We start from the raw sequence: 13267 nt of genomic DNA on the forward strand, positions 1-13267 counted from the left end.
GCCCTAAGCATTGAATCTTTAGCAGCAATAGGTATCGGAATAGGTATCGGAATCCGTTGCTTTGATTGCGAGATATACTGCTAATTTATTGAGTGTTATACTGCAAAGCGCGTTGCGGAATTCTTCTGATGCAAGACGCGCTTCTTGCCAGTTGGCCGCGGTTTGGCCGCGGTTTGGCCGCAGTATGGCCGCGGTTTGGCCGCGAGACTTTGGTAGGCGGACAAATGGTAGCTAGTAGGGCTAGTCATTGCTGAACTCAGAGTTCGGGAGTCGGCCGAAGCTATTTGGGCTACCGGTGGCCAGCAGGTTGCTGAAAACGCCGCGACGCATTGAGCATGCAGCAATCACCTCATCGGTGGCTCCGTTCCGATGCTTGGCAATGTCGAATAGTACCGTGTCAGCGGTAGCAGTTCCGTCCTCGTACTCGGCGATGTTGTAGTATTCACCTCGCCAGAGGAACACAATGCAGTCGGCGTCCTGCTCCAGACTGCCGGACTCGCGTAGGTCCGAGAGTAGCGGGCGCTTCTCGCCGCCGCGTTTCTCCACGTCGCGGGAGAGTTGGGAGAGGGCGATGACGGGGGCGTTCAACTCTTTGGCCAACTCTTTCAGGCTGCGGCTGATGCTGCCTACTTCTTGCTCGCGGTTGCCCTTTGTGTCGCCGCGCATGAGTTGGATATAGTCGACCAGGACCAGGCTCAGGGGCTGCTGGGCGTGGAGGCGGGCGCACTTGGCGCGCAACTGCTGGATGCTCAGGCCGGGCGTGTCGTCGATATGCAGTTGGTGGCCGTGGGTGCTCAGACGCTGGGCCTGCTGGCGGATATGGGCCACTTGCTCCAAGCCGCCGGGGAGGTTGCCGCGGCGTAGGTCGGAATTGCTGTAGCCCGGGACTTCGCTGGCCACCATGCGCTGCATGAGCTGCAGGATGGGCATTTCGAGGCTGAAAATGGCGGTGTGGTGGCCGTGGTCGAGGGCTGCGGTGCGGGCAAAGTGTAGTAGGGCGGCGGTTTTGCCCATCGCGGGGCGGGCGGCCAGGATGATGAGGTCGCCGGGCTGCCATCCACCGGTGAGGCCGTCGAGTTGGGTGAGGCCAGTGGGAATACCGGTCAGGCCGTGCTGGCCGACAGACTGCGCGAGGCGGTCAAACGTGGGGTCGAAAGCAGCGGCGGCGGTCTGGCCGGGCTTGGTTTCGAGGGTGCGGTGAAGGCTGGTGAGATGGGTTTGGGCGGTAGCCAGCAATTCCAGCGGGTCGCGGGAATCGTCGTAGCCGTGGGCGGCCAACTCGGTGCCGGCGCGGATGACGACCCGGCGGGCGTGCTGCTCCTGCAGGATGCGGCAATGGGTATCGAAGTGCGCGGCTGAGTTGATACGCATGGTTAGCTGGGCCACGAAGACGGGGCCGCCAACGCGCTGCAGGGTGCCCCGGTGGCGCAGCTGCTGAACGACAGTTAGCTGGTCGGCGTGTTCGCCGCGGGCTACCAGGTCGCGGATGGCCAGGTAGACCTGCTGGTGGGCGGTGGAGTAGAATACTTCCTCCGTGGGCAGGGTGACGAGTAGGGCGCGCTGGGCATCGGCTTCGAGGAGGGCCGCGCCGAGTACGGCGGCTTCGAGGTCCAGGGCCTGTGGAGGCAACTGGCCGGTGGTGGGGGCGGAAATGCCGGGGCGGCGGGCGGAGTAGGGTTTGGGACGGTCTTCGGACATGAGGCGGTGAGGTTAGCTCCAGCGGGCTGGGTCGGTGGATTTGGGGGCGGTGCGGGCGCGGGCCGGGGCTGGTGGGCCGGTACCGGTGCGGGCGGCAGCCGTGGCCTGGAACTGCGGGCGGCGGCGCATCCAGTTGCGGAATGAGGCGCGCCAGTCGACCATCAGGGTTTTGCCGCTGACGCGCCAGCCGTTGCTTTCGTAGTGGTCGTGAAAGGTGGCGGCCTCGGCTTGGGCGTCGCCGTTGTCGGGGTACTGCGCGGCCGCGTAGTCCTGGACTTCGGCCAGCATGGGCGGCACGCCACCTTTTGGGCGTTTGCCGGCTGGCTTTTCAATTTTCATTTCAGTGGCGGGCGCGAGCGGGACGGCGTCAGCCGCTTCCCTCTCTATAACCGAAGTTGTAATTGAAGATGAAAATGAAGGGGTTGGAATTTGCTTAACCCGGGTGGTTGTTTTTTGCTTGGGCTTTTGGTTAAGTAAATTGGGGTTACCGCCCTTTTTACCAGCTTCCGTGCGTACCCGACGCAGGTTCTCGTCTTTGACCATGCGGCGGCAAAACAGCGCGCCGTCGGACTCGCGGCGGCTGGCCACACCGTAGGTTAGGAGGGTGGTTAGAATTTGGTTGGCCGTTTGGTTATCCAAACCGAGGCGGCGGGCAATGACGGCATCGGGCATGGGCTGGCCGTTGACGAGGAGCACGCCGCGCTCGTCGCTGTCGTGCATCATCAACAGCAACTCGAACCAGGCCCCGCGCTGCGCGAGGTCGAGGGCCTGGACGCCTTGGTCCTTATGCCAGTCGCCGGGGTAGAATTGGATGGCCGGGAGTTTCATGCGCGCGGTGGCGTGGGCACCAGAAGGACGTTGGTGGTGACTGGCTGCTCGAATAAATCAAGCTGGCGGAAGTCGGTGCATTTGCCGCGTAGGGCGGCTTCGACTTCGGTTAGGGCGGTGGCCAAGGTGGTTTCAAGAAGGCCGGTGTAGGGGTAGCTGGCCTGCTCGTCGTCGAACGACTGGTGGGGCGTAGTGAGGTTGAGCACCCGGCCGCCGGTTAGCTCGCGCTGGCCGATGAGGGTGACCCCGCTTTGGCTGCGGCCCATCGAGAAGCCGGTAACGGTGAAGGGCTCGAACAGCGCGGGCAGTTCCTCGGACTCGTCGGGCCAGAAATCAGGCGTTTCTGTCAGTTGTTCGGCCAGCAGGCAGAGGTGGGGCACCAGGCGACTGAGGGCGTGGGTGAGGTCTAGGTGTACCTGCTCAGCGCACGTCAGGGCGAAGGCGCGGGGTGGGGCCTCCTGGGTACGCTGCTCGGTGAATTCGCAGGTCAGGTGCTGGTCTTTGACCTTGACTTTTTGAATGGTAATGATGGACGTAATGGCCTCCGGGCTATCAGGGCCGACGATTGGGAGTAGCTGGGACATTGGGAAACGAGGATTAAGGGATGGGCGGTAAAGGCGGCAGTTGGCGGCTGCTACCCATTGAGGTTCGGTTGTAGCGGTTGAGGTAGCGGTCTAGCTCGGACTTGTAAAATCCCCACTCTTTTTCGTTGATTCTTACACCCTTCAAGCGGCCAGCCCGACGGGCTTTGCGGACGCCTTCGGGGGTGAAATTGATGTAGGCGGCAGCCTGCCGAACGTTCAGCAGAGTGTCGGGTGGCGCGGGGGAGGGTTCCAGCGCTGCAACCCGCTGCTCCAGTTTTCCAATGGTGGCCAGCAGCGCCTGCCACTCGGTTTCGGGGATGATGATGGCAACTTGCATAGGGAGTGAAATGAGGGTGAAACCAACCTTCCACTACACGCAAATAGCTGCTGGAGTGCCCGGGCTATTGGGCCGGCGGGCGGCGGCCCCGCGTGCGGGGGCCGGCTGGGGCAATCAGGGCCGCGTCGGTGCGGTTGCGTCGCTGCCAGTCGTTAATCTGGGACAGTAGCACCCGGTCGCCGCGGCTGGACTCGCCGGGCATGTAGTGCAGGCGGCGCGGGTGGTGGTCGGGCAGGCGCATGTAGTCGCGCAGGGTTTCGGGGTGCAGGTCGAGCAGGTCGGCGGCGCGGGGCACGGCGTAGGCCGGGTCGGGGGTGGGCGTATCGGCCAACTGGCGGCGGGCCTCGGCTGCGCAGGCCTTCTCCAGCGACTCACGCACCCAGGCGTGGTTATCGGGCATCCGAACGGTGATATGCAGGCCGTCGGGGGTAGTGGTGGTTAGCTCAGTCATGGCCGGAGCGTGGTTTGCGGGTTTGACGGAGTTTGGCGGCTGGTTTGGTGGGTGCCGACGGGGCCGGGGGCGTGTCGGGCCAGAAATAGCTGCGCTCTTTGTACACGGGCTCAAGGCCGGTGGCGCGGCGGTAAGCGACGATGCGCTCCAGCTGAGTGATGACCTCGGCGGCGGTGGCCACGTCGAAGCTTACGCTTACCCACCGCGTCCATTTCCATTCGAAGTGGGTGAGATAGTGCGATGCCAGTAGCTTGTCAAGCTGGTGACGCTGCGGGTAGGTAGAGAATGGGTAGTCACCGAAGTGAGTGGGCCTGGGGCAACTGGTCAGGGCTGCTTCGAGGGCGGCGGTAGCTTCTCGCGGCTCCTCGAGCAAGTGAAGGGCGGCGCTCATCGGGCAGGGGTGGCTGGTTGGGCCAGATGATTGAGCTCTTCCCGGACCTGCTGGCTGCCAGCTACCTTGATGAGGCGAATGGCCTCTGCCACGGCCGGGTGGGCGGGCTTGGCCTTCTGCAAAGCCTTGGACACGGCTGCGTGGGACATTTTGAGGGAGCGGGCGATGCTGGAAATTGCGCCGTGTGGCAGCAACAATCTCAGGTCAGCCGGCGTAGCTGTGGTTTCAATTGGTTGCATTTTAGTTTTGATATGTTACCTTTGATTGGTTGATGTCGCTCAAATGTAGGTAAAAGTTACCAAATGTTACAAAATGACTACACTAGAACGCAAAAAAATAAGCTCAGTTAGTCCGTTGCCGGAACTGAGCATGGCGGAGCGGCTGAAGGTTGTTAGGCAGGCCCGCGGCCTGACGCAGCAGCAAATGGCTGATTTGCTGGAAATCTCGCGGCCCACCGTAGCCCAGCTTGAGGGCGGCCGGCACCAGCCCAGCACGGAGGTGCTGGAAACCATTGTTTCAGAATTAGGAATCAGCCGCAACTGGCTGTGGTTCGGCGGCGGGCCGATGGACGATACCAGCACCAAGGGCGGCGAGGTTATCGTGTTCGGTAAGTTTGCGGACGAGGAGCACATCGACTGCCCGTTCATCACGGTGCCGGTGCGGGCTGGCTTCGTGGAGCTAGTGGCGACTGAGGGCGACTATGGCCAGTACGAAACCATGCGGATTTATAATCCCAGCCCCGAGTTGCGTAAGCCGGGTACGCTGGTGTTTGAGATTGATGGTGACTCGATGGAGCCGCAGCTACGCTCCGGGATGCTTGTCGCAGTGACGCCGGTGCAAATGGCGGACATCAAGTATATCGTAAGCGGGGTATATGTGGCGGCCTTCGGCAACCAGCTCACGATAAAACGGATTAAGGACAATGACCTGTTGACGAAGCGGCAGCTTGTGCTGCATTCTGATAACCCCAAGGCTGGTATGCTTACCGTGGCGGGGGAGGATATTCGCGGATTGTGGAAAGTGGTAGATATTATTCGGGGAAGGGTAGAATAATCAGAGAGCGGCCGGGACCGGGACACAAACCGGGACGAAACGAAGCAAAAGTGCCGCTATAGCCGTTAGAGGCGATTGTTACGCACCCAGGAGGGAGCGCTAAAAAGCCACTTACGATATCGTAAGTGGCTTTTTTAATTTTTGCCCCCGGTTGGGGTTTTTTGGACACTCTCGGAACTAGGATAGCACCGCCGAACAGCTTCGCGCCGCCGTCACCGAAGCAGGCGTAATGGCTGATGATGTGGAATGGGAGCTACGCAGCGCTTCACGATAGTTAACGCCACCAGTTAAAGAAAAGACCAGAGTGCAAGTGCTCGGGGCTTTTCTTTGAAATACAAATGCTATCTATGCAATCTATGGATAGTTCAAAGCTTAAGCCAACCGAGAATTAGTCCTTTTCAACCGCAGAGGAACTGACCTTCTTCCTTGACAACAACTGCACGAACTGGAGCATTTACAGTGCTGACTTCAATTTGCTGCCAGCCCTGAGGACGGCGAGTGTACCTTCCGAATTAGCTCCACTGGTCAAAGTCGAAGAGGTTGCACTGGATGTCTGGTTTAAAGAATGCAGCTGCCAACGGAAGCTTTCCATGACGGACAAAGAAGGGAAGTCCTGGGGCTCTACGCTGCCCAATGAATTATAGCCACCCGCATTCGACTACTACCAGCAGCGGCTAGCCCAAAGCACCAATCCATATTTGCGGGCTCGCTACGGCCTCATTATCTGGAATGCACCTAAGCCGTACAAACATATTCGGTATGCGCAGGCAGCCCTCGACAACGTCTTGGAAGCACTAGAAATAGCAGACTGCTTGGACACCGCAGCGCCGCACAACTGCCTAGACATGCTGCGTCAGAGTTGCGCCATTGCGGCCAGCATTTATTACCGTACCGCCGATACTGTGGAGACCGTCATACAGCGGTACACCGGCACGTTGCCTTTCGAAGTGGGCAGTCGAACGTCCTTGCTGCGGCTCGTTACCAAATACCCTAAGCTATTCAAATCAACCGACCACGATGTGGTATTAGCCACCAGCCGCAGTTTATATGAAACCCACTACCAAGCCGAGGATTACTTCGCTTGCCAGTCCTTATGCCAAGTGGCCGCTCCCTATGCGCAAGCCCTTGGCCACGACCCACGAGAGTGGCATTTCGGCCTTGGAAAAGCATTCGAAGAGGAAGCCGTTCAGCGGTTCCCGACGGGCAATGAATCTAGTTTGATGGCGGTTGAGTTCTACTCCCGTGCCGCCAAAGCTTTCCAACTGGCTGGTGCCACAGCCGCTGAGGAAGCAGCGCTTCTGCAAGCTCATCTACTCAAACCCAAGATTAAGTTGGCGACCATTTCCACGGAACTAACCCCTGAGCAATCCAAACAACTCATGGATGATATACGCTTCCAGACTGACCACCTGCTCAACTTCGGGAGTGACGACATCCTGCACTATTTGGCCTGCCACGAGAGCACCATTCCGGACTATTCAGACCTGAAAGCTAAGGCCGCAGAGCAAGAGCCCTCCTTCCTGTCGATGCTTTCTATTGTAACAATTGATGGAAACAAAAACACCCAACACGGCGAAAGCAGCTTTCGCCAAGACCGCAACTTGGAGTGGGAAACCAACCGGTCTTATTCCCTAGCGTTGTCGTTCCGGCTCCTCTACTTGACGCCGCTTTTTATCGAAGGGTACCGCACCGGCAAGCTCAACTTTGAGTCGTTTTGTCAATACTTGGATAAGTGCAGCTGGATAGCCCAACCCATGACCGAATATGATATCAGCGGTAACCCCGTTGAGTACACATGGCGCCCCATGCTCTACCCCGGCATTGCAGAGTTTTTCAATCAATTATGCCTACAATTAACCAACGGGCCACAAGCTGCCAACTTTGTCTTAGCCATTGATTCACTCACGGTGAAGATTGAGGGCCTGCCTAGAGACGTGCTTCAGCGGATGAATGTGCATACTATCGCTACGCACAAACGACACGATTTGCGCGAAGTCTACTTTGACGACCTAGTGGACTTAGCCCGCACTAATAACCTGTTTACTGAAAGTGAATGCTACTTTTTTAGGTATGTATTCACCCCTGTTGGCAATAACCTGCGCAATGACATTGCCCATGGCTACTATCATCTTCCTGAAAACTATTCCCTTCAAAAGGCTATACTATTGATGATGGCGCTTCTTAGGATTTCCGGCTTCATTCTAGTCTCGGAAAGGGCTACCGAACAAGAAACAAAGTAAAGTGTCTCCGGTAACCTTGACATGACGGAAGGCTTAGAAGTGACTCGCTGAGCAATAGATGAGGTGCCTGGAACAGTAGCTGAAGAGATAATCCGCAGTCCCTATCTGCGCTGCTATTGCTGGATAAGACATCCGGCCCGCTTGATACATTTTTGTCCAATCACAACCTCTCCTTAGTCCCCTGCAGCAGCTCCGCCAGCAGTGCCCGCGCCCGGTTCAGGTGAGCCTTCACCGTGCCCAGCGGCCACTGCAGTTCCGTGGCCACTTCCTTGTAGCTCAGCTCCTCGAAGTAGCGCAGCCGCACCAGGTCCACGTACTTGGCCGGCAGCCGCATTACCGCTTCCTGCACCTGCTCGCAGTGTTGCTGCCGAATTAAAGCGTCCTGTGGGTTCAGCTCGTCGTCGCACAGCTCCTGAACCGAACTGGATTCCTCGCTGGCCAGGCTTGGTTAGCCGGGTGATTCCTCGCGCAGCGCTTGCTGGGCCGCCAGCAGTCGCCGATGGAAGCGCTGCAACTCCCCGATTTCAAAGCCGTCTGCGGTGCCCACCAGCAAGCGTGGCCTTTGCCCGCAGAGAGAGGCGGTGCTGGGTCCCGCCCCGAAAGCTCGTCGTGTGCTCCCAGCCAAACACGGACGTGCGCAGCGGGAACGCCCGGGTTCGGCGGATAAACCCCGCCACCGAATAACTAACCACCACGCCCTCGGGGCCCAGCGAGAGGCGGTGAATGGTCGTGCTGGCCAAGGGCAAGGCCGCCAGCACGAGCCATATCAACCAGGGGACGCCACGGTGGCCCGTAGCGGCGTTGAATCCGGCGGCCACGCCGAGCGCGCCCCAATACGAAAAGACGGTGAGGCCGGGCGCGGAGGTATTGAAGAGTTCGTATTCTTTTTCTTTGTTCATGGAGTCGAAGGAAAGGCCGACGTTTTCGCCCGCTGGTGGGCTGGTTTCGCGGTTGGACCCTTTCAATGCACCGGGTTCTCGGTAGCCTCTCCATCCCAGCCCTCTTGAACCTTAATGATTCGGCGGGTGGGCTCCTCTTATCGCGCCAACAGCAACAGCGCCACCAGAACGAAATTAACCAAGGTCAATTTAAAGCCCCAAATATTGGGGAAGGACTAATTTTTGCCGGCCATTAAAGCAGCTTCTCCTTCAGGCCCTTGAATCGGGACCGGCCAATCGGGATGAGTTCGCCGTTCTTTAGCTGCAACTGGTATTTACAGCCCTTCTGCACGAGAATTCGCGCGGCTTGGTCGATGGGCACGAGGTAGGATTTATGGATTCGCTCAAACGAGGCCGGCAGGAGCTGCTGCAGGCGTTCGAGTGACTTATCGTGCAGTTCCGTCCGGCCGTTTTGCAGGTGCAGTTCCGAGTAGATTCCGGCCCCCTTGATGTAGCGCAGGTCCTGGATGTTGGTCAACGAAATGGTGCCCTGTTTCTTTACCGCCAGGAACTTCAAGCCGGAGTCAGCCTTTTGGGCTGCGGGGTGCAGGCGCGCAAACGCCTGGACCAAACGCTCTTCGGTAAAGGGCTTCGGAACAAAATCCAGCACGCCGTACGCAAAAGCGGTGATGGCCTTTTCGGTGTAGGCCGAAATGATGATAGTATGAAAGGCACCGGTGCTGACGCGTTGCAGCAGGTCAAAGCCATCCTGGCCATTCAAATTCAGGTCCAGCAGCAGCAGGTCCGGGGTGGTCGTTTGCAGGGCGTGCAGACCTTGGGTTACCGAGTCGCAAGTGGTCAGGCATTCCAGTTGCTCCCCGAAAAAAGCCTGCGTCATGCGCGCAATGCGGCGGGCAATGCGGGCCTCATCTTCCACGATAACTACCTTCATGGTCCCTGGGTGATGGTGATGGACGTTAGCCAGCCTTCCGGCACGGCGGCCGAGTGAAATTCCCAGCCGGACCCGTAGGTTTCCTGCAATCGGGCCACAATGTACTGAAAGCCGGTGCCGGTGCCCACTGTGGCCCCTTGCACTTCGGGCCGGTGGGGGGCACAGGTGAGCAGCTGGTATTTTTTGTACCGGCGGCAACGCTCAAAACGCAGTTGAAAGCGGATGTGGCCGTTGGCCGGGGGGAGGCTGTGCGTAATGCCGTTTTCCAGGATGGTATGGAAAATAGCCGGCGGAACAAGCTCCGCCGGGTCGAGGCCGGAGTGTTCCAGGGTGTAGCGAATTTCCTTGCGAAACTGCATTATCTGCAAGTGGTTCTGACACAGCTCCAACTCTTTGCTCACTGGAATCAGGGTAGAATCGACGATGTCGTTCAACAAATCAAACTCTTTGGCCAGGGCTTGAATAAAAACGGCCCCTTGCGGGGGAGATTCTTCTATCCAATCCAACAGCGAGGTGAGGGTGTTCTTGATAAAATGAGGCTGAATATTCTTTTTCAGCAACTCCAGCTTCAGCCGCGACGACAGCAGCTGCGCCGCCCGGCGCTCGTTTTCCATCTCTCGGACCCGAATGGTGTGCAGGCAGAGCATGCACAGCACGACGATGGCAAAGCCGATGAACAGGCTCGAATCATACCACAGAAAAGAGCTGACGACCGCACTGGCGACTAACCCTGCCAGTGCAAGGCGGCTACCGGGAACTTGCCGGCGACTCGCCGCCAGGACCACCAACAGGGAGGCGCCCCACATGGCCCGGCTCAGGAGCAGCGCTGTCCGGTCGTAGTGCGGGTAATTGACGACGCAGAGGCCGGCGAGCACGGCGAGCAGGACGCCCGCCATCGGGCCCTGGCTTTTGAAGCCAAACTGGATGGTAAAATACAGGGGCACCAGCAGGGCAATGGCAAACGTGAGCAGGCCAATGAGTTGCAAGCGGAGGTAAAAATCCGGGTACGGAATGTCAAGGTAATACTTGGCATACTCGGCCATCAGCAGCAAGAAGCACAGCAAACAGATAAGGCCGAAAACCAGGCTGCCGGATTGCCGCTGGCGGCTGTTGATAAAAAGAAGCAAGTAGTAAATCGCCGCGACGAGCAGGGCACCGGCTATCAGGTTCAGGAACGCCATGCGCAGCAGCGGGGCCCGCAGCATGTGCGGATAGCTGTGCAGCGTTAGCTGGGTTAATCGGGGTTCGTCGCTGAAGGCCCACTGCGTGCCCCGGCGCGCTACCAAGTGCCGACCCGGTTGCGCCAGCGAATCCGGAATCAGGTAATGGCTGGTCTCCGTGCCCGGCACCTCTGGCTGCGTCCCGGTAGCCGGTTGCCCATTACTGCCAATGAGAATGCCATCCCAATAAACGGCAAAAGCGCCGAAGGCTCTTATTTCCAACCCCAGGGGCGGGGCATAATCGCCGGGGCGGACCGTTACCCAGCTGCGCACCCAGAAAACCTGGTGGCCGGTAGGGCAGCGCTCGGCTGCCCAGTGGGAGTCGTCGTACGACCGGGCCGCCCACCGCCGGTTGTCGCCCGTGTGGTACCGAGCCGCCGCGGACGTGTACCGGGCCTCCGGTTGGCAGGAGGCAAACGCGAGCAGGACCAGGAGCAAGAGCGGTAGCCGTGACATGGCCTAAAGGTAGAAGTGAGTGGCGACCGGACGAATGCCAGCAGCCGTTCACGAGTTTGTCGAGCCGTTGGCATGTATTTCCGCGGCAGTGCGTCGGACACCCAATACCTTGTGCTGTGCATCGTTTGCTAGCTGCTACGGCAGGTAGCAGAGGTACTCGCAGCACTTGTTTATTGACAATAGTTCGCTGCTACTCTTCCCCTCCTGTCGTCATGAAAAAAATAATGCTTTATGTCTTAGGGACAGCTTTTGCCATGATTTTATGGGGTGCCGCCGTCTTTTCGGCAACCCTAAACGGCTGGTTACATCAGCCCATTGCGCCACGAAACGCCGCCCCGGATTTTATCACGGCCACGGAAGCGGAAATTGACAAACAGTTTGTCGGCAATTTTGCGATGGCCACCTTTAAAAAGGGGGCTATTGAGAGCGAAAAGTATCATTCGGCCGGAAAACCCACGGATAGAAATACCGTTTTCCAGGTTGCCTCGCTGAGCAAATGGATTTCCGCCGTGGGCGTCATGAAGTTAGTAGAAACGGGCAAGCTCGACCTGGACGCGCCGGTGAGCAACTACTTGACGCGGTGGCATCTGCCACCGAGTGAATTCAATAACGACGACGTAACGGTTCGCCGGCTGTTGAGCCACACGGCCGGGCTCACCGACGGCCTGGGGTATTCCGGCTATGCTCCAGGAACGCCGGCACAGTCGCTAGAACAATCCTTGACAAAAGCCTCTGACGCCGACGAGGGCATCAGCGGGGCAGTACACGTAGGGATGAAGCCCGGGAGTGCTTTTACCTATTCGGGCGGCGGTTACACGTTACTGCAACTCGTCGTAGAAGAAGTAAGTGGGCAACCATTTGCCGTTTATATGCAAGAGGCCGTCTTCCAGCCGTTGGGCATGATTCATTCAAGCTACGTGTGGAATGAAAACGCGCCGTACTCGCTGGCTGAATTTTACAATAAAGACGGCACGAAATATAAACCCCGTCATTACACCGCTTTAGCCGCCACTTCTTTGTACACGTCGCTATCGGACTTGGCGTTGTTTTTTCAGGCGCATCTTACAGGTCAACATCACGAGCCGATTGGCCGAGGGGTTCTTACTCCGGCAACTATGAAAAGAATGCGGGAAGCGCACGGGCAAAAAATGGGCGTCGCTATCTGGGGGCTTGGCCCGGTGCTCTACGCAACCACAGCGGGCAATGATTTTATCATCGGGCATGATGGGAAAAGCACACCGCCCATCAATACCGCGGTTCGACTGAATCCGACGACCGGGGATGGTATTATTATCCTGGAAACCGGAAGCCCCACGATTGCGACCAGATTAGCAAGCGAATGGGTATTTTGGAAGACGGGCAAGGTGGATACCTTCCTATTTCCCATGTTACTGCCTGGAATGACAAAGACAGTCGGAATAGGGTGGCTGGTGCTTATCATCGGTGTGATTACCTATTTCACCTGGACACGCTGGTGGATTGCCCGCCAGCGAAACACCTGACGCCCACAGGCACGGATAGCCGGCGCAGCCACTATAACTCAAGACCAATGGTGCCATTAAAGATGCCAACCAGCTTGTTACCTGCGCTGCTACGTGTAATACTCTTCATTAGGCTTTTGCTCAAGATAAACCTTATTAACGTGTAAATCCACCTGTTTGGAAGAAGAGCTGCCATGTAAGTTCTCCAAATGCGACTTTTGGACAAGACTTCTAACCAAGGCCACGTTTGGTATACCCGACAATAATGAACTTACGTTTTGTGAGGATTCCGCAAACCAATGGCTGTCACGGCCCAGCGCAAGAGCAATATCACCCATACCAGTAGTGACAGCAGCACGGGTATGCCTACTAGCGCCCCAAGAAAGCCAATAGCTCCGTCATACAGCAAACAGCCGAAGGACCCACACGCCCATAACAGGCAGCTAATCACGAGAAGTCGATGTTTGAGCGCTTGCTTCATGCAGGAAATATATCGCTCCTTTCAGCGAATGGAGCGTGTTTACGCCATCACCAATTTTCTGAACGCATGGGGAGCATAGGAACTCGGGTCTACCGGAGACGAGTTGGCTGATACTAACTGGTAATTGGGGTGGTCCAGTAAAAACGGACAATGCACTAAGATATGCTGATTTGAAAGTCGCGTTCGAATTGGTGGGGCGAGCGGTAGCCGAGGGCGG

15 protein-coding genes are annotated in these 13267 nt (G+C 57.9%); 3 read left to right on the forward strand and 12 right to left on the reverse strand.

The features are described from left to right. Positions 1-240: 240 nt before the first annotated feature. The 7 genes from dnaB to ACVWYF_RS19405 all read right to left on the reverse strand — a co-directional run bounded on the left by dnaB (position 241) and on the right by ACVWYF_RS19405 (position 4438). Positions 241-1698, reverse strand: a complete 1458-nt coding sequence (gene dnaB, locus ACVWYF_RS19375; protein WP_457071134.1) for a replicative DNA helicase — start codon at positions 1696-1698, stop codon at positions 241-243. Positions 1699-1710: 12 nt separating this feature from the next. Further along, positions 1711-2526 carry a hypothetical protein gene (locus ACVWYF_RS19380; protein ID WP_457071136.1) on the reverse strand — a complete coding sequence of 272 codons (816 nt, stop codon included), beginning with the start codon at positions 2524-2526 and terminating at the stop codon, positions 1711-1713. Next, positions 2523-3110 carry a hypothetical protein gene (locus ACVWYF_RS19385; protein ID WP_457071138.1) on the reverse strand — a complete coding sequence of 196 codons (588 nt, stop codon included), beginning with the start codon at positions 3108-3110 and terminating at the stop codon, positions 2523-2525. The genes ACVWYF_RS19380 and ACVWYF_RS19385 overlap by 4 nt, the downstream gene beginning before the upstream one ends. A 13-nt stretch (positions 3111-3123) precedes the next feature. Beyond that, positions 3124-3447 (reverse strand): helix-turn-helix domain-containing protein, encoded by a 324-nt coding sequence (locus ACVWYF_RS19390; RefSeq protein WP_457071140.1) that lies wholly within the window; start codon positions 3445-3447, stop codon positions 3124-3126. 64 nt (positions 3448-3511) lie between these two features. Next, positions 3512-3898, reverse strand: a complete 387-nt coding sequence (locus tag ACVWYF_RS19395; RefSeq protein ID WP_457071143.1) for a hypothetical protein — start codon at positions 3896-3898, stop codon at positions 3512-3514. After that, positions 3891-4289 carry a hypothetical protein gene (locus tag ACVWYF_RS19400; protein WP_457071145.1) on the reverse strand — a complete coding sequence of 133 codons (399 nt, stop codon included), beginning with the start codon at positions 4287-4289 and terminating at the stop codon, positions 3891-3893. The genes ACVWYF_RS19395 and ACVWYF_RS19400 overlap by 8 nt, the downstream gene beginning before the upstream one ends. Continuing rightward, positions 4286-4438: a hypothetical protein gene (locus ACVWYF_RS19405; protein WP_457071147.1), complete on the reverse strand. Its 153-nt coding sequence runs from the start codon at positions 4436-4438 to the stop codon at positions 4286-4288. Before ACVWYF_RS19405 ends, ACVWYF_RS19400 begins: the two co-directional genes overlap by 4 nt. A 163-nt stretch (positions 4439-4601) precedes the next feature. Between ACVWYF_RS19405 and ACVWYF_RS19410 the strand changes: the two genes are divergently transcribed. Continuing rightward, positions 4602-5342: a helix-turn-helix domain-containing protein gene (locus tag ACVWYF_RS19410; protein ID WP_457071149.1), complete on the forward strand. Its 741-nt coding sequence runs from the start codon at positions 4602-4604 to the stop codon at positions 5340-5342. A 698-nt stretch (positions 5343-6040) separates the two neighbouring features. Then, complete coding sequence (locus tag ACVWYF_RS19415; RefSeq protein ID WP_457071151.1) at positions 6041-7582, forward strand: DUF4209 domain-containing protein; 1542 nt, start codon at positions 6041-6043, stop codon at positions 7580-7582. Positions 7583-7742: 160 nt separating this feature from the next. Here the strand turns inward: ACVWYF_RS19415 and ACVWYF_RS19420 are convergent, their stop codons facing one another. The 4 genes from ACVWYF_RS19420 to ACVWYF_RS19435 form a co-directional block, all read right to left on the reverse strand. Beyond that, on the reverse strand, positions 7743-8024 hold the full coding sequence (locus ACVWYF_RS19420) for an RNA polymerase sigma factor (protein ID WP_457071173.1): 282 nt from the start codon (positions 8022-8024) through the stop codon (positions 7743-7745). Between the two features lie 82 nt (positions 8025-8106). Next, entirely contained in the window at positions 8107-8481 is a 375-nt protein-coding gene (locus tag ACVWYF_RS19425) for a hypothetical protein (RefSeq protein WP_457071153.1), read from the reverse strand. Between the two features lie 232 nt (positions 8482-8713). Next, complete coding sequence (locus ACVWYF_RS19430; protein ID WP_457071155.1) at positions 8714-9412, reverse strand: LytR/AlgR family response regulator transcription factor; 699 nt, start codon at positions 9410-9412, stop codon at positions 8714-8716. Continuing rightward, positions 9409-11088 carry a histidine kinase gene (locus ACVWYF_RS19435; protein ID WP_457071157.1) on the reverse strand — a complete coding sequence of 560 codons (1680 nt, stop codon included), beginning with the start codon at positions 11086-11088 and terminating at the stop codon, positions 9409-9411. Before ACVWYF_RS19435 ends, ACVWYF_RS19430 begins: the two co-directional genes overlap by 4 nt. Before the next feature lie 212 nt (positions 11089-11300). Between ACVWYF_RS19435 and ACVWYF_RS19440 the strand changes: the two genes are divergently transcribed. Next, a complete protein-coding gene (locus ACVWYF_RS19440; protein ID WP_457071159.1) occupies positions 11301-12590 on the forward strand; it encodes a serine hydrolase domain-containing protein in 1290 nt (429 codons plus the stop codon). A gap of 89 nt (positions 12591-12679) precedes the next feature. Here ACVWYF_RS19440 and ACVWYF_RS19445 read toward each other — a convergent pair whose 3' ends face one another. Next, a complete protein-coding gene (locus tag ACVWYF_RS19445; protein ID WP_457071161.1) occupies positions 12680-12907 on the reverse strand; it encodes a hypothetical protein in 228 nt (75 codons plus the stop codon). Positions 12908-13267: the final 360 nt, after the last annotated feature.

This window comes from Hymenobacter sp. UYAg731, from assembly GCF_054061335.1.

What these genes read in the sequence shown, in the direction of transcription:
- ACVWYF_RS19390 (WP_457071140.1), bottom strand. Translation starts at nt 3,447, where the DNA reads ATGCAAGTTGCCATCATCATCCCCGAAACCGAGTGGCAGGCGCTGCTG.
- ACVWYF_RS19400 (WP_457071145.1), bottom strand. Translation starts at nt 4,289, where the DNA reads ATGAGCGCCGCCCTTCACTTGCTCGAGGAGCCGCGAGAAGCTACCGCC.
- ACVWYF_RS19440 (WP_457071159.1), top strand. Translation starts at nt 11,301, where the DNA reads ATGAAAAAAATAATGCTTTATGTCTTAGGGACAGCTTTTGCCATGATT.
- ACVWYF_RS19380 (WP_457071136.1), bottom strand. Translation starts at nt 2,526, where the DNA reads ATGAAACTCCCGGCCATCCAATTCTACCCCGGCGACTGGCATAAGGAC.
- ACVWYF_RS19395 (WP_457071143.1), bottom strand. Translation starts at nt 3,898, where the DNA reads ATGACTGAGCTAACCACCACTACCCCCGACGGCCTGCATATCACCGTT.
- dnaB (WP_457071134.1), bottom strand. Translation starts at nt 1,698, where the DNA reads ATGTCCGAAGACCGTCCCAAACCCTACTCCGCCCGCCGCCCCGGCATT.
- ACVWYF_RS19445 (WP_457071161.1), bottom strand. Translation starts at nt 12,907, where the DNA reads ATGGGTGATATTGCTCTTGCGCTGGGCCGTGACAGCCATTGGTTTGCG.
- ACVWYF_RS19385 (WP_457071138.1), bottom strand. Translation starts at nt 3,110, where the DNA reads ATGTCCCAGCTACTCCCAATCGTCGGCCCTGATAGCCCGGAGGCCATT.
- ACVWYF_RS19430 (WP_457071155.1), bottom strand. Translation starts at nt 9,412, where the DNA reads ATGAAGGTAGTTATCGTGGAAGATGAGGCCCGCATTGCCCGCCGCATT.
- ACVWYF_RS19405 (WP_457071147.1), bottom strand. Translation starts at nt 4,438, where the DNA reads ATGTCCCACGCAGCCGTGTCCAAGGCTTTGCAGAAGGCCAAGCCCGCC.
- ACVWYF_RS19435 (WP_457071157.1), bottom strand. Translation starts at nt 11,088, where the DNA reads ATGTCACGGCTACCGCTCTTGCTCCTGGTCCTGCTCGCGTTTGCCTCC.
- ACVWYF_RS19410 (WP_457071149.1), top strand. Translation starts at nt 4,602, where the DNA reads ATGACTACACTAGAACGCAAAAAAATAAGCTCAGTTAGTCCGTTGCCG.
- ACVWYF_RS19425 (WP_457071153.1), bottom strand. Translation starts at nt 8,481, where the DNA reads ATGAACAAAGAAAAAGAATACGAACTCTTCAATACCTCCGCGCCCGGC.